At 45.0% G+C, this 24844-nt stretch carries 27 protein-coding genes and 1 pseudogene; 18 read left to right on the top strand and 10 right to left on the bottom strand.

What is annotated here, in order from left to right; genetic code table 11:
• Positions 1–302: 302 nt before the first annotated feature.
• Complete coding sequence (cax, locus tag PN466_RS14315; RefSeq protein WP_271940317.1) at positions 303–1400, bottom strand: calcium/proton exchanger; 1098 nt, start codon at positions 1398–1400, stop codon at positions 303–305.
• A 152-nt stretch (positions 1401–1552) separates the two neighbouring features.
• Between cax and PN466_RS14310 the strand changes: the two genes are divergently transcribed.
• The 8 genes from PN466_RS14310 (at position 1553) to PN466_RS14275 (ending at position 9681) form a co-directional block, all read left to right on the top strand.
• Positions 1553–2302, top strand: a complete 750-nt coding sequence (locus PN466_RS14310) for a sirohydrochlorin chelatase (protein WP_271940316.1) — start codon at positions 1553–1555, stop codon at positions 2300–2302.
• 26 nt (positions 2303–2328) lie between these two features.
• Positions 2329–3090 carry a uroporphyrinogen-III C-methyltransferase gene (cobA, locus tag PN466_RS14305; protein WP_271940315.1) on the top strand — a complete coding sequence of 254 codons (762 nt, stop codon included), beginning with the start codon at positions 2329–2331 and terminating at the stop codon, positions 3088–3090.
• A 136-nt stretch (positions 3091–3226) separates the two neighbouring features.
• Positions 3227–3895, top strand: a complete 669-nt coding sequence (phoU, locus tag PN466_RS14300; protein ID WP_271940314.1) for a phosphate signaling complex protein PhoU — start codon at positions 3227–3229, stop codon at positions 3893–3895.
• A gap of 540 nt (positions 3896–4435) precedes the next feature.
• Positions 4436–6703: a ribonuclease R family protein gene (locus PN466_RS14295; RefSeq protein ID WP_271940313.1), complete on the top strand. Its 2268-nt coding sequence runs from the start codon at positions 4436–4438 to the stop codon at positions 6701–6703.
• A 106-nt stretch (positions 6704–6809) separates the two neighbouring features.
• The gene (locus tag PN466_RS14290; RefSeq protein WP_271940312.1) at positions 6810–7424 is read left to right on the top strand and encodes a flavin prenyltransferase UbiX; all 615 of its coding nucleotides are present in this window, start codon (positions 6810–6812) and stop codon (positions 7422–7424) included.
• 4 nt (positions 7425–7428) lie between these two features.
• Complete coding sequence (locus PN466_RS14285; RefSeq protein ID WP_271940311.1) at positions 7429–8121, top strand: hypothetical protein; 693 nt, start codon at positions 7429–7431, stop codon at positions 8119–8121.
• A gap of 168 nt (positions 8122–8289) precedes the next feature.
• The gene (locus PN466_RS14280; RefSeq protein ID WP_271940310.1) at positions 8290–8784 is read left to right on the top strand and encodes a lactoylglutathione lyase family protein; all 495 of its coding nucleotides are present in this window, start codon (positions 8290–8292) and stop codon (positions 8782–8784) included.
• A 339-nt stretch (positions 8785–9123) separates the two neighbouring features.
• Positions 9124–9681 carry a shikimate kinase gene (locus PN466_RS14275; RefSeq protein WP_271940309.1) on the top strand — a complete coding sequence of 186 codons (558 nt, stop codon included), beginning with the start codon at positions 9124–9126 and terminating at the stop codon, positions 9679–9681.
• A 169-nt stretch (positions 9682–9850) separates the two neighbouring features.
• On the opposite strand, the gene PN466_RS14270 is transcribed toward PN466_RS14275, so the two are convergent.
• Together PN466_RS14270 and PN466_RS14265 are read right to left on the bottom strand one after the other, a co-directional pair.
• Positions 9851–10174, bottom strand: coding sequence for a clan AA aspartic protease (locus PN466_RS14270; protein WP_271940308.1), 324 nt, complete (start codon positions 10172–10174; stop codon positions 9851–9853).
• A 4-nt stretch (positions 10175–10178) separates the two neighbouring features.
• Positions 10179–10358, bottom strand: a pseudogene (locus PN466_RS14265) (hypothetical protein); the annotation flags it as partial.
• Positions 10359–10553: 195 nt separating this feature from the next.
• On the opposite strand from PN466_RS14265, the gene argB reads away from it, so the two are divergent.
• From argB to PN466_RS14240, 5 genes are all read left to right on the top strand, one after another.
• The gene (gene argB / locus PN466_RS14260) at positions 10554–11429 is read left to right on the top strand and encodes an acetylglutamate kinase (protein WP_271940306.1); all 876 of its coding nucleotides are present in this window, start codon (positions 10554–10556) and stop codon (positions 11427–11429) included.
• A gap of 9 nt (positions 11430–11438) precedes the next feature.
• Complete coding sequence (locus PN466_RS14255; RefSeq protein ID WP_271940305.1) at positions 11439–11930, top strand: hypothetical protein; 492 nt, start codon at positions 11439–11441, stop codon at positions 11928–11930.
• Between the two features lie 42 nt (positions 11931–11972).
• On the top strand, positions 11973–12719 hold the full coding sequence (locus tag PN466_RS14250) for a DUF3153 domain-containing protein (protein WP_271940304.1): 747 nt from the start codon (positions 11973–11975) through the stop codon (positions 12717–12719).
• Positions 12720–12827: 108 nt separating this feature from the next.
• Positions 12828–13754: an ornithine carbamoyltransferase gene (argF, locus tag PN466_RS14245; RefSeq protein ID WP_271940303.1), complete on the top strand. Its 927-nt coding sequence runs from the start codon at positions 12828–12830 to the stop codon at positions 13752–13754.
• Positions 13755–14015: 261 nt separating this feature from the next.
• Positions 14016–14705: a uracil-DNA glycosylase gene (locus PN466_RS14240; protein WP_271940302.1), complete on the top strand. Its 690-nt coding sequence runs from the start codon at positions 14016–14018 to the stop codon at positions 14703–14705.
• A gap of 20 nt (positions 14706–14725) precedes the next feature.
• Here the strand turns inward: PN466_RS14240 and PN466_RS14235 are convergent, their stop codons facing one another.
• The 5 genes from PN466_RS14235 to PN466_RS14215 form a co-directional block, all read right to left on the bottom strand.
• The gene (locus PN466_RS14235) at positions 14726–15829 is read right to left on the bottom strand and encodes an alkene reductase (protein WP_271940301.1); all 1104 of its coding nucleotides are present in this window, start codon (positions 15827–15829) and stop codon (positions 14726–14728) included.
• 650 nt (positions 15830–16479) lie between these two features.
• Positions 16480–17421, bottom strand: a complete 942-nt coding sequence (locus PN466_RS14230) for a 2-hydroxyacid dehydrogenase (RefSeq protein WP_271940300.1) — start codon at positions 17419–17421, stop codon at positions 16480–16482.
• A gap of 21 nt (positions 17422–17442) precedes the next feature.
• Complete coding sequence (locus PN466_RS14225; RefSeq protein WP_271940299.1) at positions 17443–18654, bottom strand: LL-diaminopimelate aminotransferase; 1212 nt, start codon at positions 18652–18654, stop codon at positions 17443–17445.
• Positions 18655–18666: 12 nt separating this feature from the next.
• On the bottom strand, positions 18667–19152 hold the full coding sequence (locus tag PN466_RS14220; RefSeq protein WP_271940298.1) for an SET domain-containing protein-lysine N-methyltransferase: 486 nt from the start codon (positions 19150–19152) through the stop codon (positions 18667–18669).
• Positions 19153–19223: 71 nt separating this feature from the next.
• The gene (locus PN466_RS14215; protein WP_271940297.1) at positions 19224–21032 is read right to left on the bottom strand and encodes an AAA family ATPase; all 1809 of its coding nucleotides are present in this window, start codon (positions 21030–21032) and stop codon (positions 19224–19226) included.
• Positions 21033–21152: 120 nt separating this feature from the next.
• On the opposite strand from PN466_RS14215, the gene PN466_RS14210 reads away from it, so the two are divergent.
• Both PN466_RS14210 and PN466_RS14205 read left to right on the top strand, forming a co-directional pair.
• A complete protein-coding gene (locus PN466_RS14210; protein ID WP_271940296.1) occupies positions 21153–21569 on the top strand; it encodes an element excision factor XisH family protein in 417 nt (138 codons plus the stop codon).
• Positions 21557–21895 (top strand): XisI protein, encoded by a 339-nt coding sequence (locus tag PN466_RS14205; protein ID WP_271940295.1) that lies wholly within the window; start codon positions 21557–21559, stop codon positions 21893–21895. Before PN466_RS14210 ends, PN466_RS14205 begins: the two co-directional genes overlap by 13 nt.
• 235 nt (positions 21896–22130) lie before the next feature.
• Here the strand turns inward: PN466_RS14205 and PN466_RS14200 are convergent, their stop codons facing one another.
• Entirely contained in the window at positions 22131–22733 is a 603-nt protein-coding gene (locus tag PN466_RS14200; protein WP_271940294.1) for a Uma2 family endonuclease, read from the bottom strand.
• Between the two features lie 231 nt (positions 22734–22964).
• Here PN466_RS14200 and PN466_RS14195 point away from each other — a divergent pair, with 231 nt between their 5' ends.
• The 3 genes from PN466_RS14195 (at position 22965) to PN466_RS14185 (ending at position 23926) form a co-directional block, all read left to right on the top strand.
• Complete coding sequence (locus PN466_RS14195; RefSeq protein ID WP_271940293.1) at positions 22965–23087, top strand: hypothetical protein; 123 nt, start codon at positions 22965–22967, stop codon at positions 23085–23087.
• A gap of 194 nt (positions 23088–23281) precedes the next feature.
• Positions 23282–23377, top strand: coding sequence for a photosystem I reaction center subunit XII (psaM, locus tag PN466_RS14190; RefSeq protein ID WP_271940292.1), 96 nt, complete (start codon positions 23282–23284; stop codon positions 23375–23377).
• Between the two features lie 210 nt (positions 23378–23587).
• A complete protein-coding gene (locus PN466_RS14185; protein WP_271940291.1) occupies positions 23588–23926 on the top strand; it encodes a slr1601 family putative cell division protein in 339 nt (112 codons plus the stop codon).
• Positions 23927–23943: 17 nt separating this feature from the next.
• On the opposite strand, the gene PN466_RS14180 is transcribed toward PN466_RS14185, so the two are convergent.
• Complete coding sequence (locus PN466_RS14180; RefSeq protein ID WP_271940290.1) at positions 23944–24627, bottom strand: tetratricopeptide repeat protein; 684 nt, start codon at positions 24625–24627, stop codon at positions 23944–23946.
• Positions 24628–24844: the final 217 nt, after the last annotated feature.

The raw sequence follows: 24844 nt of genomic DNA, 5'->3' as shown, positions 1-24844 counted from the left end.
TATCCTATGTTTTTTGAAAGTGGCTATTGTGAAATAGCTTAAAGTCCTATAAATTCGTTAAAGTTGCATTGGGAGCTTCCGAGTTGATGATGGGGTAAAAACCTTATGCTCAAAGGTTTTAATGGTTTTAGGAGATGTCTATTGTATTCAAACAATCCCTTCTCTATTTTGCTGTAGCTTGGTTGTTACTGGCCTTAACAAGGGGCTTAGAGCAACTGGTCTCTTCAAGCAAGCCCCTTATCTTTTAAGGAGAGAGCCGATCTAGTCCAGCTAGGCAGTTAATGGATTCGATCGACTAGATATTACCCTAATCCTTCGATCGCCGGATGGAAGAAGAACGCTAACCCTAAAACCACATAGGTTGCTAGTAACAGAGAGCCTTCCAACCAATCAGAACGACCATCGGAACTAACCGAGTTAGCCAACAAAACAGCGACAACCACGGCGACTAACTCGAAGGGATTGAAATCGAGATCCATGGGTTGGTGAAAGAATACTCCGGCTAAGACCAACACGGGCGCTACAAACAGGGCAATTTGCAAACTCGAACCCATCGCTACAGAAACCGACAGTTCCATTTTATTTTTCATCGCTACGGTAACTGCGGTGGCATGTTCAGCCGCATTACCAATGATGGGAACTAGAATAACCCCGGTAAATAGAGCGGTTAAGCCTAAATAAGAAGTGGCTTCTTCCAAAGAAGCCACCAATAGCTCTGATTCTACGGCAACCACTAGAGTTGCTGCCAGCAATACCAGAGACCACAAGGTGATATTGGGCTGTTCAGGGGTTTCTTCTTCGCCTTCCTCCTCATTTTCTGCCAATCCCACATCATAGAGATAGGAATGGGTTTTCATGGAAAAGAGCAATGTGAGTAAATAAACCACAATTAAAACGATGGATACTGCCCCCGATAACGTTTGCATGGTTTCTTCCGCAATACCATCAGAGGTGACATCGACTGCGGTGGGAACCAAGATGGCAATCACCGCCAAATTCATGGCTGAGGCATTCAGACGGGCGACCACTGAGGTAAAGTTTTGTTCTTTATAACGAATGCCACCTAAAAACATGGCAAACCCCATCACCAGCAGCAAGTTACTGATAATGGAGCCGGTGATACTAGCTTTCACCACATCGACTAAGCCAGCATTTAAGGCGACTAGACCAATAATCAATTCAGTAGCATTACCGAAAGTAGCGTTCATTAGCCCCCCCAAATTGGGCCCGAGCACCACAGCAATTTCTTCCGTTGCCGTTCCCATCCAAGCCGCTAAGGGAATAATGGCCAAAGCGGAAGTAATAAAGATGGTTGTTGATCCCCAGCCCAGAAAGTGGCCGGCAATGGAGATAGGTACAAAGACTAAAAGTAGAGAAATGATCGTATTCGTTTTCAACATGGCGATCGCATCCAGGTTTACACCCTACCCATGCTACTCCCATTTTTAGAAAACTTAGAAAACTATCTGTTCTCAAAAACTTAGAGCCACTATGACACGTTCTAGACTAAGCTGTACACTGGTTTTCAAACCCCTATATTGGCCATTCAACCTTGACTCATTCTTGTGGTAAATTATTAGTCATTCACGGCAGCCGAGACCCTCGTCCCCATCAGGGTGTTTTGGACTTGGCGCAAGAGGTTCGTACCTGTTTAGAGTGCCAACACAGTGCCCCCACTCGAGTAGAAACGGCAACTCTAGAGTTGGGTGAACTGACCTTAGCTGAACAAATTCAACAGTTTGGCGATCGCCTTTTGGCAGAAAATATCGATCATCTGCAAATCATTCCCCTATTTCTGCTTCCTGGAGTGCATGTCATGGAAGACATTCCGGCTCAAGTGCAGCAGGCGCAAACCCTCTTGGGAGAAAAGATGACTTTAGAAATCTGTCCCTATTTAGGAAGTCATCCCCAACTGCACAACCGATTAGCAGGAGAAATCAAGACCACCGATCGCGATATTTGGATCGTTATGGCCCATGGTAGTCGCCGACCCGGTGGCAATCAACCCGTCGAAACCCTAGCCCATCAATTGGGAGTTCTTGATGCCTATTGGTCAGTAATGCCATCCTTAGACTGGAGAATCAGCCAATTAATGGATTTGGGGTATCGTCGGATTGGAGTATTGCCCTATTTCCTCTTTCCTGGCTATATTACTGATACGATCGCCGAAACCCTAGCCGCAAAACAAGCCACCGATCCTCAATTGGACTATATCCTGCACTCTCCCCTCAATCAAAATCCCCATTTAGCCCAAATGGTACTGGATTTAACAGTATCTTCCCCTCTTTCGACCCTAATCTAAAGTCTACATAACCCCACTGAACCTCTATGACCTCTTCATCTTCTCCCCTCGGTAAAGTCTATCTTGTTGGTGCAGGCCCTGGCGATCCAGGATTAATGACACTCAAAGGAAAAGACTTGCTTCAGATGGCCGATGTGGTAGTTTATGATGCTTTGGTCAGTCCTCCCATTGTAGAGATGATTAACCCGAAGGCGAAAAAAATCCATGGGGGAAAACGACGCGGAAGACATTCACTCAAGCAGGATGAAATTACCCAAATTTTAATTGAAGAGGCTCAAACTCAGGCGATCGTCGTTCGTCTCAAAGGTGGAGATCCCTTTATCTTTGGGCGCGGTGGGGAAGAAATGGCCGATCTGATCGCTGAAGGAATTCCAGTAGAGGTAGTGCCCGGTATTACTTCCGGAATTGCCGCTCCAGCCTATGCAGGCATTCCTTTAACCCATCGGGGTTATAGTTCTTCAGTGACGTTTGTAACTGGGCACGAATCCGTTGGAAAATATCGACCGAAAGTGAATTGGCAGGCGATCGCCCAAGGTTCAGAAACGATTGTCATCTATATGGGGATTCATAATTTATCCCAGATTATCCCCCAACTGCTCGAGGCCCAATTATCTCCCCAAACTCCGATTAGTCTGATCCGTTGGGGAACTTGTCCCGAACAAGAAACCCTAGTGGCAACCTTAGAAACGGTTATTCATGAAGTAGAAGAAAGCGGATTTACCTCACCGGCGATCGCTGTTATTGGTCACGTTGTCGGAGCTATAGGGGATAGGGAGATAGGGAGATAGCTTGCACCCCATTCCCCATTCCCTCAAAGTGGCCATTGGGTTAAACTTCAATTAAATTCAGCCATTGCCAGAGCTAGTCGCTATACTGATGGAATTCAAGGGCAATTATTCAGTATTTAGTTGGTCGAGGATACGGGTGGATATCCCAACATCAACCTCAAAAATCACGAGAACCTATTTTCAACGCCAGCTTCGGAGCTTGCAGCGGGATGTACTACGGATGGGCGCTCTAGTAGAAAATTCATGCTGCCTAGCTCGTCAAGCCCTATTTGAACAAGACCTAGAAGCAGCCAATCAGATTAAACCCCAAGACAAGCGTATCGATCAACTCTATCGCCAAATTGAACTCGATTGTGTGACCACCATTGCTCTTCAATCCCCCGTCACCCAAGATTTAAGATTACTCAGTTCCATGATGCAGTTGGTTAGAGATTTAGAGCGCATTGGGGACTATGCCAAAGACTTAGGAGAGATTGCAATTAAACTCTTTGCTTATCCTCCCCATCCCATGATTGGCGAAGTGCAACTGATGTACGATCGCACTCAATCCATGTTAGCCATGAGTTTAGTTGCCTTATCCAACCTTGATGCTCAGGGAGGCTTAGAGATCAAAATAAAAGATGATGTAGTCGATGCAGACTATGAATATCTGTACCAAAAATTAGCCAATCAACGCCATATTCAAGGAGAAATAGAACCGATTTTATTGCTGGTTTTAATCATTCGTCATTTAGAGCGTATGGCGGATCATTCAACCAATATTGGCCAGCGCGTGGCTTATATTGTGACCGGTGAGCGTCATTAAATCATCGATCATCGATCTACTCGATCCCGATTAATGATAAACTGAAAAGAGTCGATTTTATCCTCGGATCAATTGACCAGCAATTCACCAAACGTTAACAGGTGGCAGCAAGTTAAGGGAAATGTACGGGTCTACTCTTTCCGGTTTACCCTAACGCAAGCTTATTCTTCAGAAGAAGGCTTGATCATGCTCTGATAATCTTTGGGTCTGAGTTGAGACTCTTATCCGCAACTCATCATTTCCGTTAGTGCGGATAAACCTTAGCAAAAGACCATAGGAATATCTACCTGATTCGCGATTGGGTTGCCCTTAGCTCAAGGCTGAATAGTTTCCATACGGATAAGAATCTGCATCGATCAGACTCTTGTTAAGAAACAGCCCCACCCTAAAGGCAAGGATTGGATTAAGATCGTCCCCATAAATTGACCCGATCTAATCCAGATTTGAGAGCTAGGCTGGTTCAATCTCCATGAACCGCCTCGCCCTATCCAGATAGCCAACTGGCTGTAAAGACACAGACAACTAAGGACGTATCGCTACATGGAATTCACGATCGCCAATTTGCTCTCCAATTTCACTGATGATAAACTGATTGCTCCTAAAGTCCTAGAAAAAAAACTGGGACTTTCGAGTGATATCAGTCTACGTCAACTACAAATCGCTCTGGATGCTCTAGAGAAAATGGGGATACTGATCAAAGACCGAGGACGGTATCGCCGGGGTCTAGAAAATGGACTGGTAGAAGGAAAACTACGCTGTTCGAGTAAGGGATTTTGCTTTGCCATTCAAGATGATGAAGAAGCTGAGGATATTTATATCCGAGAAAGCAATCTATCTACCGCTTGGAATGGCGATCGCGTCTTTGTGCGTGTCCTCAAAGAAGGTTCCAGACGGCGATCGCCAGAAGGAGAAGTTTTCCTGATCATCGACCGTGCCATTACCTCGGTTCTCGCTCGGATCAAATGGCAAGATGGGGAGTATAAAGCGGTTCCCCTCGATGACCGTTTACTCTTTGAACTGAGCTTACCCAACAATGGAACCCTAGAATCGGCCATTGAACATTTGGTGCATGTCTCCATTGAGCGCTATCCCCTCGGGCCTTATCCCCCCATCGGAGAAGTCACCCAAGTGCTGGGACTCAACGCTGAAGAAGCAGCCGATACCGAAATTGTTCGCTGCAAACACGACCTTCCCAAGATTTTTTCTCCTGCGGTTCTCGAAGAGGCGGCTAACTTACAACCCCAAGGAATCGGGCCAGATGATCGCCAAGACCTACGCTCGATCTTAACCTTCACCATCAAACCAGGAGAATATGCCGATCAAACCGATACCTTTGATGATGCGATTAGCGTAGAGCCGTGGGAAGGAGGCAATTGGCGCTTAGGCATTCATATTGCCGATGTCTCAGATTGGATTCCCCCCAATTCGGCGATCGATCAAGCGGCTGCCAAACGGGGCGTTTCCGTTTATCTGGGGCACAAAGTGCTACCCATGTTACCCCCAGAAGTGACTCAACACTGCGCCCTGATTCAAGGACAAGAGCGGCGTAGTCTCTCGGTTTTGATCATTCTCGATAGTCAAGGTCAAGTTCAAGAATATACGATTGAACCCACGGTCATTAGCGTAGATCATCATCTCAATTATCAACAAACCCAAGCTCTTCTGGTGGCAGAAGAACCCGTTGAAGACCTACCAGCAGTTCTGGGAGAAACGGTTAAACAACTCTACAGCCTCACCCAGCAACTGCGCCAGCATCGTCTAGCACGAGGGTCTTTTGAGCTGAACTTACCCGATCAGAAATACCACTACGATGATGAAGGTTCCCTAGGTGCTTTGGTGGTTCCCTTCTCCTTACCTGCTAGAGGAATGGTGACGGAACTGATGATCTTAGCCAATCAACTGGTCGCTAAACATCTCAGAGAGCTACAAGTCCCAGCCCTCTATCGGGTTCATCAAGCCCCCCATGTGGAAGAAATCCATGAACTGATTAAACTGGCGGCTAATCTAGGGATCGAGTTGGCACTCGAAGATGAAGAAGATGTCAAACCCAGAGATTATCAGAATTTTACTGGGCAGTTTGATGGCACGTCAGCCCAGAAAGTGCTGACCTATTTACTGCTAGGGGCACTCAAACCCGCTTTTTATAGTATTGCGCCCAAACCTCACTTTGGGTTAGCGGCCGATGAAGGGTATACCCACTTTACAGCTCCCTTACATCGATATTCTGACCTGTTAATTCATCGGGTTCTGCATGAAGTCTTGACTCAAGGTCGCGATCGCCGTAACGCTCGTGCTAAAGAAGGAGTCAACTTAACCAGCAGTAGCTGTCATGGCAAAATTAACTGGAATGTACTGCCCCCAGATACGCAAGCCGATTTAGAAGACCAGTTTAGCGCCATTGTTGCCCATCTAAGCGAAGCCGAACGTATCGCCCAAGAAGCCATAGACGACTTGGATGGCCTACAAAAAGCTGAGTTCATGAAATCCCACACCGGAGAAATCTTCCACGGAGTGATTACCGGGGTTCAATCCTACGGATTTTTTGTCGAACTTGAAGATGTCCTAGTTGAAGGACTCGTGCATGTCAGCTCCCTAAAAGATGACTGGTATGAATATCGCAGTCGTCAACAAATGCTGATTGGGCGTAAAAATCGCAATCACTATCGCTTAGGCGATCGCGTCGAAGTCCAAGTCAAGAGTGTAGACTACTATCGTCAACAAATCGACTTAGTCGCCATTAGTGGCGGTAGCTATAGCCCTGATACCTTTGATGATGAGGACGAAGAAGACGACGATTACTATAACTAGGGAATGGGTAATGGGTAATAGAGAATAGGATTTTAACCTCCCTATCCTCCTCTCCCATCTCCGCGTCCCCGCGTCTAGAATATCCCCCATCCCCCATCTTAAAATCATGAATTTACCCTTAATCCTGGGGGTCTCTGGGGCCTCTGGCCTCATCTATGCTGTCCGCGCCCTTAAGTACCTATTAGCGGCAGAATACACCATTGAGTTAGTCGCCTCCAAAGCGACGTATCAAGTTTGGCAAGCCGAACAACGGATTACTATGCCTGGAGACGGGCAAAAACAAAGTCAATTTTGGCGAGAACAAGCCGGAGAAATGGACAAGGGACAATTAATCTGTCATCCTTGGCAAAATGTGGGGGCGGCGATCGCCAGTGGCTCCTTCCGAACTCAGGGTATGTTAGTGATCCCCTGTAGTATGTCCACAGTCGCTAAACTAGCAGTCGGATTAAGTTCCGATTTACTAGAAAGAGCAGCCGATGTGCAGCTCAAAGAAGGACGAAAATTGGTGATCGTTCCTAGGGAAACTCCCTTAAGCGTCATCCACCTGCGGAACTTAACCGCCTTAGCTGAAATTGGAGTTCAAGTTGTACCCGCGATTCCTGCTTGGTATCATAACCCTCAAACCATTGAAGACTTAGTTGATTTTGTGGTCGCGAGGGCACTCGATCAATTTGGTATTGATTGCGTTCCTCTCAACCGTTGGCAGGGCGGGTTAAAATAGGCAGATGAATCAAAAAAATGTGCTATTGGGAGTTCTAGGGATCGGTCTTGTTGCCGTAGCGCAAAATCTGACCCCCTCAATGTCCGTGGTGTTTTTGGGAGGGAAGTTACCCTCTCTGCCCCTGGGCATTTGGCTCTTTATTGCCTTTACCCTGGGACTCATCAGCTCTCGCCTGATTACCATCATTTTACAAAGCGCTGATGGAGTGAGCGAATATACAGACGAGCCAGAAACCGATTCAACCCGTAAGACCAACATCGCCTCGAACCCGGTCACTGATGGAAGTCGAAGTGAGCGTAGTCGAAGTGACCAGAGTGGTTCATCTCCACAGGAAAGGAACCGCTCTCCAGGTAAGAATTTCTTCTCTAAATCTAAACGCTCTGTTAATTCAGAAGACGATTGGGAACAAACCCCTAAACCCCCCAAGGAATGGGAAGAAGAGCGCCCTAATCCAGTAACTTGGGGTAATGGAGAACAAGACAGCCAAAATACTTATCGTAGTGTCTCAAAACCTCCAGAGCGCCCTATCGAAAAACCGAAGGACACCGTTTATGATGCCGACTATCGGGTGATTATTCCCCCTTATGGAGCATCTGCACCCCCTTCTACTCCTCCTTCCGCTCCAAAGAAAGAGAAAGACACAACTGACTGGGATACTCAAGATTCCAACCCTTCAGAAGATCAAGATTGGGTTTAGAGTGCCACGCGCCGCAAAGTAATACAGCGCTTTGCGCTGGGGAATAGGGAATAGGGTTGTGGTACATGGAGAAAGAGGATTCAAGCTTGCGTTATGAAATGCAAGCAAAGTGCTGTATCTTGTGCGGGTGGGCTAATGTAGAGTGAACCTTCTTAGGGAAGAAATACCATGAGTAACTATCCAAGAGCTTTTTCACATATTGGGATTTCTGTTCCTGATGTAGAGAAAGCAGTTGAGTTTTATAGCGCTGTGATGGGTTGGTATTTGATTATGAAACCGACTCTCATTACTGAAGAGTCTGAAACACCTATAGGTCAGATGTGTATTGATGTCTTTGGGACTGGCTGGGGATCTTTCAAAATTGCCCATATGTCTACTGGTGACAGAATTGGCGTAGAGATGTTTGAGTTCAACAATAATGAAAAACCCACGGACTTCGAGTACTGGAAAACAAGTACATTTCATTTTTGCGTACAAGATCCAGATATAGAAGGTCTTGTAGAAAAAATAGTTGCTCATGGTGGTAAGCAAAGAATGCCCATCCGTGAGTACTATCCTGGGGAAAAGCCTTACAGAATGGTTTATGTAGAAGACCCCTTTGGCTTGATTTTTGAGGTCTATTCTCACAGTTATGAGCTAACTTATTCGCAAGGCGCATATTGAAAGCAAATATGCATGCATGGCTTATAGCAATCAACTCGTTAAGTTAGGACAGTATTGTTTGAGGCAATAGGCACGAAAGCAATAGAAAGTGTCCTAACTCTCCCTTCTGCTGCTATAGCAGAGAAAGAGTTGGTTAGGACAGGCAATTGGCTCTAAGCCCCTTGTTATAGGCTGATGGGACAGTTCTGTGTGAGTCCTAACTCTCCCTTTCTTTGCTATACATAAATCACTTCGGCTGAATTAAGAATCGTTTCGCGATGCAGAATGTTATGGCTGTGCATAATAGTTTAAGGATTGGCTGTATCATTCTTATATCGTTAATTGTTAATCCTTTGAGCCATGAACAACACCCTTAAACACTGTAGCCTTTTCCTCGTGGGTATGATGGGGGCTGGTAAAACTACAGTGGGCCAGGGTTTAGCTAAACAGCTCGATTATCGTTTTTTTGATACGGATACGTTGATTGAACGAGTGGCAGGTACTAAGATTCCCCAATTGTTCGCCACTCAGGGAGAGGAAGGCTTTCGGCAACTCGAAACCCAGGTACTAGCCCAATTATCTGCTCAAGTGCGCTCTGTGATTTCGACGGGTGGCGGTATTATCCTAAAACCGGAGAATTGGGGCTATTTGCGCCATGGGATTGTGGTTTGGCTTGATGTTCCGGTACAAATCCTCTACGATCGCCTAAAAACCGATGATACTCGTCCCCTATTAAAAACGGCCAATCCCCTGGAGACTTTACAGACGTTGTGCGATCGCCGTCAAGATCTCTATGCACAAGCCGATTTACATCTAACGCTCACTGGAGCTGAGTCCCCCAAACAAGTAGCCGATACCGTTCTAAGCCAACTCCCTCGGATTTTGAAATCCGATTCTGTTCACAATTATAAAAACTAATTCATAGTTTAATCGCTATGATTAGGTTCAGATTGGAATTTTTTGAGAATATTGGATCGCCGCTTCCCATTCCATTTTTACAAGGTGATTGAGTTGTAGGGTTTAGGTTCGATTAGTTTGAACTATTTAACGAACGAACAGTAACAATACCTACAGGAATAGCATTAATCTATACCTGATAGCCGTATAGCAGACTCATTCCCACCAAAGGCGTAGTCTCAGAGGCGTTGATATCAATTGGTCGAAACTCTCCATCCCAATTTACAGAACCACGATAAACATCAAAAACACAAGTGCTTCCATCGCCTAAAGTGCCTTCTTCCCGCCTGTAAGCCCTGAGTTGGAGATCAGTCAGCACCGATACAGGCAAAGTCAGAAAACCAGTGAAACCTGTATCAATCACAGCATCAATGACTTGCCTTTGTGAACTTACATTACCCACCATTAGCCGGAGTGTTGCCTCACAATTGCGATTGACTATTCCCTGCATCATGATGTTATAGTAAGCGACCTACTCCAAAGCGATGAACGCCCCTGTATCCAATGCGAACGCACCAGATTTGTGCATCTGGGTATCGTTCCATTAATCGATCCGAAGCCGTCATCGTATCATCAGCTAGTTCAAACTCCCCGGTTTCGAGATCGATCGCCACAATTCTACCCTCATTACCTTCCTTATTCTTTTCAGAAGTGATTATCTATGTTCTTATTGTAAATCTTAAGTTTTGGTCTCTCCAACCTGTATCATCACCTAAATTAGCTGCTAGTTGTTGCTGTATCATTACCTATATTGTTAGCCAATTCACAATTAACAGTTGAGCCACTCGGCTTTCATCCACAATCAGACCTTTGTTAAATCAAGGAATCTATTCATGTCTACAGCAGTAACTGACCATCTAGATGAACCCACTCGCGTTCGTGTCTTAAGTGAAGCTCTCCCCTATATCCAGAAATTTGCCGGTCGGACGGTCGTGATTAAATACGGGGGAGCAGCAATGAAAGATAGTACCCTCAAAGAACAAGTGATGCGCGATATTGTGTTTCTTTCCTGTGTGGGAGTGCGTCCGGTGCTAGTCCATGGGGGAGGGCCGGAAATTAACACCTGGCTGGGCAAATTAGGCATTGAACCCCAATTCAAGAATGGACTACGCGTAACTGATGCACCGACGATGGATGTGGTAGAAATGGTGTTAGTCGGTCGGGTGAATAAGGAAATTGTCTCCTTAATTAATCAAGCTGGGGGCCAGGCGATCGGGCTGTGCGGTAAAGATGGTAACTTGATTACCGCTCGCCCCCAGGGTCAAGAAGGGATTGGATTTGTGGGAGAAGTGAGCAGTATCAACACCAAAGTTCTGAAGCCATTGTTGGAAAATGGTTATATTCCCGTAATCTCTAGTGTCGCCTGCGATCCCCAAGGACAAGCCTATAACATTAATGCCGATACCGTAGCTGGAGAATTGGCTGCGTCCTTATCGGCGGAAAAACTGATCTTGTTAACTGATACAGCCGGTATTTTGAGAGACTATAAAGACCCCTCAACCCTGATCGATAGCTTAGATATTCAGGAAGCTCGCAATCTCATTGAGGTAGGCATTGTCGCCGGAGGAATGATTCCAAAAGTGCAATGCTGTGTCCGAAGTTTAGCTCAAGGAGTCAGAGCGACCCATGTTATTGATGGCCGGGTTCCCCATTCCCTGCTGTTAGAAGTGCTAACTGATGCTGGAATTGGTTCGATGATTGTGGCTTAGGGAGGAAGGATGGAAGTGTTGGAAAGAGGTAAACAAGCCTTTGAGCGTGGAGACTATCGGGAGGCGATCGCCGATTTAGAAGCTGCCAAGGGCCAAGTGTCTGGCTCTTCTGCCTTGGGAGGTGAAGTGCAGATTTGGTTAGTCACCGCCTATGAAGCAGCCGGAAAGCGCGACGAAGCCTTATCTTTATGTGAAACCCTGGACAATCATCCCGATTGGCACACTCGCAAACAAGCACGCCGGTTATTAGAGATTTTGAAGGCTCCCCAGCTCAATCGCCGTTCGGAATGGAATACTACGATTCCCGATTTATCCGCCATGGAGGAGAGCGATCGCCTTTATCGTCAAGGAACAGGAACCACCCAGGTTAAGCCTCCAAAGTCCAAAGAGGAGTTAGAACCCGTGGATTTGTCCTCCGTAGAAACAGAAGATAATCGGTTTCTTTGGGTGGCTTTAGTGGCGATCGCCTTAATTATTGGCGGGTGGATTGGCTTCGGATAGAGGGATAATAGGAAGGCAGCCAACACGAGATAGACCAAAATCATGGGAAAACATCGATCTAGGGTTCGGATTTTCTGGCCGTTATATTTAATCTTGGCGATCGCCCTCACAGGATGCGTTAAGTATGATGTGGGGGTCAATTTTCAAAGCCAAACCTATGGAGAAATGGTGCAACGGGTGCAAATTTCCGATCGCCTGCACGATTTCAGTCAAGTGGTAGCCGAACAATGGTTAGAAAGCTTGCAAGAGCGTACCCGAAAATTGCGAGGCAAAACCCAACGGATTTCTGACCGGGAACTGCTTGTCACCATTCCCTTTTATAATGGTGCAGACTTAACCTCCAAGTTTAATGAGTTTTTTAACCCCACTAATCTCCAAACCCAAACAGAGGATGAAACCCTACCCCAACTCACCTCGGAACTCAACATTACTCAAAATAACTTTTGGATTGCCATTCGCAACCGTCTAGAAATGGATGTGGATTTGCGATCGCTCGCCGTTCTCTCCTCCGAAGGCAATGTTCTCGTCAGTCCCGGTTCCCTATTCAATCTAGAATTTGCCCTTACCACCCCTTGGGGTGCTCAACCCATTACCGAAGCTGAAAATAGCCTCACTCCCGTCTCAGACCCCGAAAATCATCAATTAATTTGGACACTTGAGGCCGGAGAAATCAATCACTTAGAAGTCATTTTTTGGGTTCCCAGTCCCATTGGTATTGGAGCCTTAATCATCCTAGCTGCTGTTTTGGGTGGCATGACTCTCAAAGATTGGTTACCTCAAAATGGGTAATAGGAGAATGGGGAGGATAGGGAAGATCAACTTTTTCCTATTCTCTATTCCCTATTTCCTACTCCCTACTCCCCATTCCTTGTATACTATTGTTTTGTGGAGACCTTCATGGAAGCCTTAAAAGGAAGAAACTTATTAAGCGTTGCCGATTTAACTGTTACCGAACTGCACGATCTATTAACCTTTGCCGCCCAACTCAAATCAGGAGACATCAGTTGGACTTGCCGTAAAATTCTTGGACTTTTATTTAGTAAAGCTTCAACCCGTACCCGCGTTAGCTTTAGCGTTGCTATGTATCAACTGGGCGGTCAAGTCATTGACCTCAATCCCAGTGTCACCCAAGTCAGTCGTGGCGAACCTGTTACCGATACAGCCAGAGTTTTGGGCCGGTATTTAGATATTTTAGCCATTCGTACCTTTGAACAAAAAGAATTAGAAGACTATGCCCAATTTTCTGGTATTCCTGTCATCAACGCGCTCACTGATTTAGAGCATCCTTGCCAAATTTTCGCTGATTTACTCACCATTCAAGAATGTTTTGGCAGTTGCGAAGGTAAAACCCTATCCTATTTTGGCGATGGCAATAATGTTGCCAATTCCCTCTTACTCGGCTGTGCGATGATGGGCATGAATGTACGCATTGCTGTCCCTTCGGCTGAATATGAACCCAACTCGAACATTGTCGCCAAAGCCAAAGAATTTGCGGGTGGTAAAACAGAAGTGATTGTTACCCACAATGCCCAAGAAGCGGCCAAAGGATGTCATGCTTTATATACTGATGTTTGGGCAAGTATGGGTCAAGAAAAAGAAGCCAGAGAACGGATTCCCCTCTTCAAACCTTATCAGGTGAATACAGAGTTATTAAAATTAGCCGATCCCGAAGCCATTGTACTCCATTGTTTACCCGCCCATCGTGGTGAAGAAATTACCGATGAAGTGATGGAATGCTCCCAATCTCGCTTATGGGATCAGGCAGAAAACCGAATGCACGCCCAAAAAGCCCTCTTAGCCAGTATCCTAGGCAAAGACGAATAGACTTCTTGCAGAAGGTGAGGGAATAGGGAATAGTAGCCCGTAGTGGATTGTTTCATCTAAAATAGGACTTTGTTTGTAGTAAGCACGAAGAGTGCTTTAAAGCCTAACTGGAGAGGGCTAAAGCCCTCACTACCAACAAAATATAATGTATCAAATTAGATGAAACAATCGAGTAGGGCACCTCATCCCTTGGGAAGCGAATCCGTCTCCAGTAGGAGATGCCAAACCTTGTTAGTTATTCATTATTCATTATTCATTGAAATGTCTAATTCCGATCAACTTAATCTATTCGATGACTCAAGTATTGCCGGCAATTCCGAATTTTCTTCCCTAGAATTAATTCCCAAAGATCCCAAAATTCCCATTCCTTCAGGAACCTATGAAACCTTAGAAACCCTAACCGAACATTGCCAACAGTGTCAGCGCTGCGAATTAGGACAAAACCGTACCCATTTAGTGATTCACCGGGGAAATCCCAAAGCTAGCTTGATGATTGTGGGAGAAGCGCCTGGACAAAATGAAGATGAACAAGGATTACCCTTTGTGGGGAAATCCGGTCAGTTACTCGATAAAATTTTAGCTTCGGTAAAATTAGATAGCGAGCGTGATGTTTATATTTGCAATGTCAATAAATGTCGCCCTCCAGGAAATCGTAAACCCACGTCCTCAGAAATAGACGCTTGTAAGCCTTATTTATTAGAACAAATCCGCTTAGTGAATCCGAAAATCATTTTATTGACCGGTGCCACAGCCGTTCAAGGGATCTTAGCAGATAAACGAGGAATTACTAAAATTCGCGGTCAGTGGTTTGACTGGGAAGGACGCTTCTGTATGCCTATTTTTCACCCCGCTTATTTACTGCGAAATCCCTCCCGCGAACAAGGAAAGCCGAAATGGTTAATGTGGCAGGATATTCAAGAGGTACGGCGCAAGTTAGATGAAATCAGTTAGAGCATATAGAGAAAATTGGGTCATTGACTATAGTTTGGAAAGTCCGTATAACCTTCTCGGTCAAATGAAAACCAAATGTTCATCTCTGCTTCGGGATTCAGCGGCCAGCTATTAGCAAAACGGTCTACTAAATCGGGATTACTAATAAATGGTCGCCCAAAGGCAATTAAATCGACATTTCCTTCTTTAATGGCAACTTCAGCAGTTTCTTGAGTATACCCACAATTTCCCATTAGCGGTGCTGTAAATACTTCTCGAAATTCTGCCAACGTCATCGGTTCTCCTAATTCGTGAAAACCAAAGCCTAAACCATCCATTACATGGAGGTAAGCTAATCCGTAAACATTTAACTGTTGAGCAATGTACAGAGAATTTTCGCGAAAATCTGGCGACCCCATATCATTAAAATTCCCATTGGGGGCGAGTCTGACCCCTACTCGATCTGGCGACCAAACGGTGAGAACGGATTCAACAATTTCTTTGAGAAAGCGATATCGGTTTTCCACACTCCCACCATACCTATCAGTCCGATGGTTGGTTTTAGATTGCAGAAATTGATCGATTAAATAGCCATTCGCACCGTGAATTTCTACCCCATCAAATCCCGCCTCTTGAGCGCGTTCTGCTGCTCGACGATAGTCTTCTACAATTAGGGGAATTTCCTCAGTTTCTAAAGCGCGGGGGGTTTCGTAAGGTTGTTTGCCAATCGGAGTATGAACGTACTCTCCATTGAGTTTAATAGCTGAAGGGGCAACGGGTAATTGACCGTTTTCCTGAAAACTACTATGGGAGGCTCGTCCGCAATGCCAAAATTGTAGAAAAATTAGTCCTCCTTGAGCATGAACGGCCTCAACCACTTGTTTCCAGCCTTCGGTTTGTTCGTCTGAGTAAATCCCAGGTGAATTTACCCATCCATTGGCTTGTTGAGAAATAACTGTTGCCTCGGTTATAATTAAACCCGCAGAGGCCCGTTGAGCATAATATTCAGCCATCAAATCGTTGGGAATGCGTTCTGAACCTGCACGCCCGCGAGTCATAGGGGCCATGATTATGCGATTTTTTAGAGGCAATCCTCGTAAGCTAAAAGGGCTGAGTAATGTTGGCGATACTGTTGATGCAGTCATCTATTTGTTGCCTCTCAAATGGACGGTTAAAACCCAGGATTGGTCTGTAATTGTGATTGCAATTATAACATTAAACTAGCAGTTGGTATTCTGTACTGCAAAATAATGCTTTGATATGATATTATATAATACTTATTATTTGTGGATACTTCATTAAAGAAGATGAAAAGAAATTTGAGTTTGTGATCAACTCCTAGATCCCGTTCAAATGCGTTTATGTGGATGATTAAAAATCAGGGGAATTTTACTGTTGTCCATGAACCTTTTGGGAAGTCTGCATACTACAGTGAAGAGCGAATTTTCCATAGCGAATCGGAAGTTAAGCCACAACCTGAATATAATTATGATGTGGTGCTACAACACCTGGTTTCAATCCTTGAGAAAGGACCAGTTTTTGTCAAAGATTTCCCATATTACTTTCTTCATAGAGTTGACAATCGTTTTCTATCACTGTTTCAAGATACTTTATTACTTAAATATCAATGAAAGCGAAAAATTAAAATATCTTTATGACTTGTGCTTGCCTTATTATGAAAAGCTATATGCCCATCGGCTGAGAATATTTTAAGCATCTGCCTGAAGCTATAGAATTTATGGGATAAGAACCATAAGTCAGGCTGTGTATTTTTTTCGGAATAGGTGGCCTTATATTAGTAACCCTGGTTGCGATCGACCAGATATTTTAAAGGTTGTCCAGTTTTGTAGAGAAAGAGCGTCTCAAGAATCAAATCGGCAAAATTATCTGGCTGACCTTCAGCAGCGATATGAGGAGTGACCATAATCCGTGGATGAGACCAAAAAGGGTGGTCGTGAGGCAAGGGTTCGGTGTTGAATACGTCTAAACAAGCACCGGCAATTTGACCTGAATCTAATGCGTTTAATAGATCGGCTTCTACTAAGTGCTGACCTCGACCAACATTAATTAAATAAGCACCTTGCGGTAACGCTGAAAAGGTCTCATTAGAGAGAATTTCCTTGGTTTCTGAGGTGACGGGAAGCACACAAACGATCGCCTGACATTGGCTGAGGAAAAGTTCAAACTGTTCGTACCCGTAAAAGCATTCAACTCCTTCTATTTGTTTAGGATTTCGACTCCACCCCCGCACCGGAAAACCAATTGCAGCTAACTTTTTAGCGACGGTAGAACCGAAAACTCCTAACCCCAAAATCCCCACTGTAAAGCATCTAGCCTCTGCTACGGGCAGAGATTCCCAAAGTCTCAATTTTTGTATTTTTTGATACTCAAAAAATCGTTGTTGAAAAAGCAAAACTGCTAGAGTGACGTACTGTGCCATTTGCAAGGTCAAGCGATCGTCAATCAGACGAACAATCGGCACTTGTGCTTGGAGATTCGGGTCTCGTAAAATATGATAGACTCCAGCACCTAAAGATATAATCAGCTTTAGATTGGAAAACTGTTGCATCACTCCGGGTGGAGGATACCATGCTAAAACAATCTCAATGTCTTCAAGTTTCCCGCATTCAGGCCAGACTCGCCAATCTATATCGGGATTGCGTTTCTTCAATTGGGCGATTAATGTGGAAACCCACAGATCTGTCAGCTCGATTTCTGTAAGGATTAGCACTGCCATCGTTTAAGTTCCGGTCTTAATTTATTTAAAATATTTATCCGCATTTTCTACAGCCCCTTCTATTTCCTCTCGGTGTCCTAATGCGGCCAATCGTAAGTAAGTTTCTCCACAATTGCCAAAGACGCAACCTGGTACACCGACAATCCCTGTTGACTGTAACATTTTTTCAAAAAACTGCCAAGAGGATAAGCCTGAAGTTGCTTTCAGCCAAACAAAAGGACTGTCAATCCCACCAAAACACTGAAATCCGCTTTTTTCCAAACCTTGCCGAAGTACACCAGCATTTTTCAGGTAATAATTCACCACTTCTTGACATTCTAGTTGGCCGGTTTCCGATAAAGCAGCGATCGCACCTTGCTGAGAAATATTAGCCGTGCCCCAGAACTTGACGCAATGTCTTATCCGCCATAAGTCATTTAATTCTCCAGGGACGGTATTTTGAATCATCAGGGAATGAGGAATCACACACCATCCGACTCTTAAACCCGTAAAATTAGCCATTTTGGAAAAACTGCCAATTTCAATGGCACATTTTTTTGCCCCCTCTATTTCATAAATACTTTTAGGGATGTTTGGGGTAGTGATAAAAGCGCTATAAGCCGCGTCAAAAATAATGACGGCTTGGCGAGCGATTGCATAGTCCACAAAATATTGAAGTTGTTCGCGAGTGGCAACCGACCCGGTAGGATTATTCGGAAAGCACAGATAAATAATATCTACGTTTTCCTGGGGCAGCTTGGGCACAAAATTATCTGATTCATGGCAAGGCAAATCAACTAATTTTCGACTCGCCAGTAAAGTGCCTTCCACAAAAGATGGATAGGCAGGGTTAGGAATCGCTACGACATTATCAGGGGCAAACAATTCTTGAATATTGACCGAAACCGATTGAGCGCCATCAGTGACGAACAGTTCAGCAGGGTCAAAGTCTATCCCCAGTTTTTTCTGGTAATAGTTGGTGCAAATCGCATGTCGTAAATCGGGATTTCCCGTGACATCTTCATATCCTGTATAAGTTTCGCGATCGCCCAAACGAGTTGCCGCATTCACTAAGCCCTGTACCACTGTCGGTGGCAAAGGCTGACTGGTATCGCCAAATGCCATCATAAAAACTTTTTTTTCGGGATAGGCAGCTCGATCGGCTTCCACCTTACCCCAAACTTTGTTAAAAACAATTTGGGTATAGGTAGCGTCTCCAGTTAACTGACTCAGATATATATTTTTACTGGCCATTCGATACCACGCCTATTTAGCTTTTCTATCTAGCTCTTGCTGGATATAGTCAGAGAGTTGATAGTTAGTCAGAATTTCTAGGGGTAAATGAGCTGCCCCTTGAATCGTCCCTAAGCAATTGTCGCTGTTACATAAACAATCAAAGGCTCGATCCATCAACCATTCAGTAGAAGGATAGAAAAATGTGATTTCCTCCCCTTTCTCAAGGGGACGAACAGCAATAACATCTTGTTTACTGGTATTAAAAACGACGTTAGGATTGCAGCTATGATTAATATATTGCAACCACTCAGGATCAAGCATGATATGCCGATCGCGGTGGATTTGCACAGTCAAATAACTAGGCTGATTGCGGATTTCTTTTGCTCCAAAACGAGAGATAACTTGTCCGGGCATCAAATTGACCGTAGCATGGAGTGATTTACTCCCAGTTGTGGGACATTCTCTGATTTCCGCAAATTGGCTTACTTTTGCGTGTTTTTTTTGATAAAATTTCATACTTGTATGACTAGCTACTTTACTTTGGTTTCACTAAAGCAGTCTTATATTACCTTATAACTCAGGAGATGTCATGATAAACCTCGCAGGGTTTTGAGTTCGGTGTAGGCTTGCTGGAAGTCGTCGCTGGTAATATAAAGTTCGCTCACGGGTTGGTTAAGAGTACGGAAACGACGGATGGCTTGGAGGGCGGCTTGGTTGCTGAGAAGAGCTAGATCTGCACCGCTCCATCCGAGGGTAAGTTCGGCATAGTGGGAGAGGTCAATACCGGAAAGGGGACGGTCTTGGTTGTGAACTTGGAGAATGGCGAGGCGACTGGGGGTGTCGGGGAGGTCGATTTTCAGTTGCAGATCGAGGCGGCCGGAGCGGAGGAGAGCGGGATCGATCGCCTCCGGACGATTGGTTGCTGCAATCAGAATCAGGTTTTTGGAAACCGATAACCCATCAATTTCGGTCAGAAGTTGCCCCACCACGCGATCGCCCACTCCAGAATCACCGCTATACTGACCTCGTGCGGGCGCTAAGGTATCGATTTCATCAATGAAAATCACGCAAGGAGCCGCTTGTCTGGCTTTGGCAAACAGTTCTCGCACGGCTTGTTCTGAGGCTCCGATCCAACGACTGAGCAGCTCTGGCCCGGAAATGGCGATAAAGTTCGCCTGTGCTTGGGAGGCGATCGCTTTAGCCAACAGGGTTTTACCCGTTCCGGGTTCTCCCATGAGTAAGATGCCTTTGGGCGCTTTAGCCTGCGTTTTTTGATACAGTTCGGGATAGAGTAATTGCCCTTCGACAGACTCTTGCAACAGTTGTTTAATCTCCTCTAACCCGCCAATATCGTCCCAATCCACTTGGGGCGATTCCACTTCCACAGAGCGCAAAACTGCGGGTTTAATCGTACTTAGTGCTTGCTCAAAATCATCAGGATTAATGGTTAATGGAGCAGTCGGTTGGGTCTCTGGAGTCGGCACTTGACGACGCAGGGCATGATGGGCTGCTTTTTGACACAATGCTTTTAAGTCTGCACCCACAAATCCGACGGAGCGGGCGGCGATCGCCTCCAAATCCACCCCAGACTCTAACGGCATTCCTTGGGTGAGAATCTGGAGAATCTGCACCCGTTCCTCTATTCTGGGGACTCGAAACACAATTTCGCGATCGAATCTTCCCGGCCGTCGCAAAGCAGGATCGAGGCGGTTCGGCAGGTTCGTGGCGGCTAAAATCACCACAGAATCCCTAACTGAAAAGCCATCCATCAAGCCCAATAACTGACCAACAACCCGCTTTTCCACTTCTCCTTCCACTTGGGAGCGATCGGGCGCTAAACTATCAATTTCATCAATAAAAATCAGGCAAGGCGCATTACGAGCTGCTTTCTCAAATAAATCCCTTAATCGACTTTCTGATTCTCCATAATATTTACCCATAATTTCCGGCCCCGTAATGGCGATATAATTCACCCCTAATTCAGCAGCCAGAGAGCGAGCAGTGAGAGTTTTTCCCGTGCCAGGGGGCCCCACTAACAACACTCCCCGCGTCGGTTCTAGCCCCAATTGCGCCAGTAATTCAGGACGTTTGAGGGGCAACTCCACCAGTTCTTGTAATTCCTGTTTCACTTCTTCTAAACCACCAATTTGGTTTAAGGATAAGTTGCTAGAATTTGGCGCTTTTGGCGTTTTTCCCTCAGTTCCCGATGGTGGTGGTGTGACAATTACATCGGCTGAAGGTTGACTAGGATTACGCTTAGGAATATTGCCACCCTGGGGAATATTGCTCAAGGAGCGAAATTGAATATCGGTTTTCAATTCTCCTTGTTCCGCTTTTTCTTCTAGCCGTTTGGCGAGTTCTAATAGGTCTTCAAATCCTTTAAATAAATCATTCATCGTGAAGTATGGATAGTTTTTATAGATCATTATACCCATTCTTAAGGTCAAAGTAGGATATAATTGCATTAGAGAGTCGATTTTACTTTGAGAATTGGGTATCCTCTAGAAAATATTATCATGCCTGCTAAAGATTTTTTTCATCAAGCTGTACGCCATGCTTTAGAAAAAGATGGATGGATAATCACCCATGATCCTCTGATGCTACGATACGATCTCGGAAAACTTTATGTCGATCTGGGTGCAGAAAAGTTTTTAGCGGCGGAACGAGAAGGAGATAAAATTGCCGTAGAAATTAAAAGCTTTGTTCAAAACTCTACGATTTCCGAATTTTATACAGCCCTTGGTCAATTTATCACCTATCGTAGTCTCTTGCTCAAGCAATATTCAGAGCATATTCTTTATCTCGCCATTGCTCTCGAAACCTATAATTCTTTTTTTAGCATAGAATTAGTTCAAGAAATCATTAACACTCAACAATTGAAGATCATTCTCTATGAACCGAAACAGGAGAGTATTAACCGATGGATAAACTAGATCGCTATCGCCAAGCCATTCAAAATCTCTTAGAAACCTATGCTCATTTGGGCACCGATCCAGAAGACGGAGTAGACACACAATTAATTTTCGATCCAGTTAGAGATCATTACCAGCTTTTTCATGTGGGTTGGATAGGGGATTACCGGATTTATGGCTCTATTTTACATTTTGATATTAAGGACGAAAAAGTTTGGATACAGCACAATGGGACGGAAAATGATGTAGGTCAAGAATTGCACGATTTAGGAGTCCCGAAAACGGATATAGTCATTGGTTTTCATTCTCCATTTAAACGACAGTTTACTGAGTATGCTGTAGGGTGATTCGTGGTCAGAAATCTAGTTTCTTAATCCCAAAAAACGTAGGGGCAGGTTTACAACAGTGATCGGTGGGCATTGAAGATGTTGGTAAACTTGCCCTCCAACCCTTCGCAGTGGCAAGAAATTGGGTTGGAGGGTATCCCTAGGAGGTGGGGCGGGTTTTGGGAATTGATTGGTGGGTAGCCTAAATTTGGGTTAAACCCGCCCCTACAAACCCCATTAATAGTTATTAATTATTTCATTTTTTCATCCATCTGCGAAACTCATTTGCGGCTTCTAAGCGCGACGTTTGTGCCATCAACACGCAGCGAGTGAGCAGTTCTATATCCAAGTCGATCAGTTCCGGGATTTCACTGCGGGAAATTTGACTGTAATTTTCCCCTCGCAGTCGATAGAGGCTAAATACACCATCTTCCCAAAACCATACTTCTGGAATACCTAGGAGGCGGTAGCGTTGCAGTTTGTTGGGACTGCCACTGGTAAAGATGACTTCGATGACTAAATCTGGACGAGGCTTAGATGTACTGAAACAATAGGATTCGTCTGGTTCGGCGGAAACTGTACCTTCGTGCTCCTGAGTAGTCGAGCCAAGGGGTTCAAATTCAATGCCCATTTCCAGGCAAAATAATCCAATCAGAAATCCAATTAAGCGACTGAAAAATTCGTGTTCTCGTCCCGGCATGAGAATTTCTACGGTATTTTGGTAGTAAAAAAGGCGCAGGTTGCGGCGATCGCCAAATCCAGACTGAAGAAGTTTGAATTGCTCCCAAGTAATTCCAGAATGGACAATACGCTGATCCGACGATGGAGACTTGACTTGTTCAGATTGCAGTTGAACCATAGGTCTATCGCGCTTCGTTCTGGTAAACAATTATTACAATTTTTGCTAATTTGGATAAAATTGTCCCCAAAAAATAGAGGAATTTATAGGAGAGATAATAAGCTTCTGGGAAAATCTCGACGGGATTTTCCCAGAAACCGAACTTTAACAGCCTCCTAAGTCCATCCAGAGAGGGATTTTACTGACTCAACCCCCCGCTCTGGAACTGAAAATAATTAGGAGAATAAATCCATGTTAACCAACAAATCTGGGATTAATGCAGTGACTCGCACCCTTAAGCGCGTTGCTCTTGGCGTAACGTCCGTGGTTCTCTATTGGAGCAACGTTAATATTCATACTGTAGTTAACGTTTAATAATAGGATAAAAACCCCCTATCTCCCTATCCCCTCATCCCCCCACCTTGCCATTTTCCAGGTGAGAATGAAAATTCCCTGCTTAAAGACAGGGATGCCGGCTAAATGTTACGGTATGTAACAAACCTATTCCCCTAGAGGGCAATTTAAGCAACAGTGTTGAACAAACCTATGTTTAACAGGAGTTCTTGATCATGGCTTTATCAGATACTCAAGTATTTGTGGCTCTAGTTCTGGCTTTAATCCCAGGAATCCTAGCTTTCCGCCTCTCTACCGAACTGTATAAGTAAGGTTGAAGTCCCTGTTAATCAAGGGTCTTTGAGAATTCTGGGGGGAATACGGAAAAAACTTTTGAGAATGGGCGGTTAGGGTTAACTCTAAGGTGTATTATCAGGGCATAAATTTTTGTTGCGCTGTAATCCTCTAAAACGCCCATGCTTGCTAGTGAGCCAACCCCCCAGAGACCCCCTCATTCCGTTAATCCATTGGATCGTCGTCGGATGCGGAACCAGCGCCAACGATCGCGTCGTCGCTCCTCTCCCTTAGCTGCGGCGATCGCCTGGGAAACAATGATGAAGTTAAGTGTTAATCTGGTTTTGGTCGTGGTCGCAACTGGGGCAGTGATGCGCCTGATTCCCTATCATCGGTCAGTAGAAGAAAAGTTAGAAATTGTCGAGATTCAAGTTCAGCAAACTCAAGACCGGGTCACTCAACTACAACAAGATTTTGACCGATCTTTCGATCCTGAGCAAGCGAAGCAAGTGATGGCTGAACAAAGTCATCGGATCGATCCGCAAAGACGTTCTGTGGTTTGGAAAAAGGAACGGGTAGATCGATAACTCATTCTGGAAACTCCTTAATCTGCAAGGGGTTTGAGGAGTTGGTCTTTCCAATGCAGAACCCGTTGATATTGGCGTTGTTCGGCTCCTGAGAGCTGAGGAGTATTTTGGAAGTGGTCGATCGCTCTTTGGTAGTCTGCGATCGCCCAATTCCAATCTCCCATAAGATGATAGGTGCGTCCTCGTTCGGCGTAAATATAGCCTTCTAGACGACCCAGACGCAGGGCAAAGTCCAGGTTATCGAGAGCAAGTTCATAAATCTGAAGTTGCCTAAAGGTAATTCCTCGGTTAATCCAAGCTTGGATTTTTAAGGGATTTAAATCTAACGTTTGATCGTAGTCGAGCAGAGCAGCGTAGAGATCTCCTAGGCGAGCGTAGGCATTGGCACGATTATTATACGCTCGATCGAGCGTAGGATTCAGTTGGATCGCTTGGCTATAGTCGGCGATCGCCAGTTCAACCTCTCCATCCTGAAAATAGGCATATCCGCGATTATTGTAGTGATCGGCACAAATAGGATCGGATTCAATTAGACAAGTTAACAGGTCAATAGCACCTAAATAGTCCCCTTGTTCTAAGCGAACTTTGGCTTGTTGGCTCAATTTTCGATTAACGGGGGGGCTTTCTGTTTTCGGTTGAGGTTGCCTTGGATATAAACCTCCGAAAGAATCAACACTAGAAGTAGAAAGATTGATGCCCATGAACTGTACCTCAATGACTGACTGTACTTTATCTTTGATACCTTCACTGTAAGAGGGAAATCCTGATGGAAAAAGCGCGAATGTACCAGTTACTCAGGTGGCTAATGGTAAGATGCAACATATGGAATAGCGGGGTGCGCCGATCGAGGTCTCTGTTACTTTCGGTTTGGGAGAGCGCTTAAACTCTTGCTTCCTCCTAGTTAGGTTGATATCCGAT

The sequence above is a fragment of the Roseofilum reptotaenium CS-1145 genome (genome assembly GCF_028330985.1).
Classification (GTDB): domain Bacteria; phylum Cyanobacteriota; class Cyanobacteriia; order Cyanobacteriales; family Desertifilaceae; genus Roseofilum; species Roseofilum reptotaenium.
Note: the sequence above shows the minus strand (reverse complement) of the source record. Positions and strands in the feature narration are given on the sequence as shown.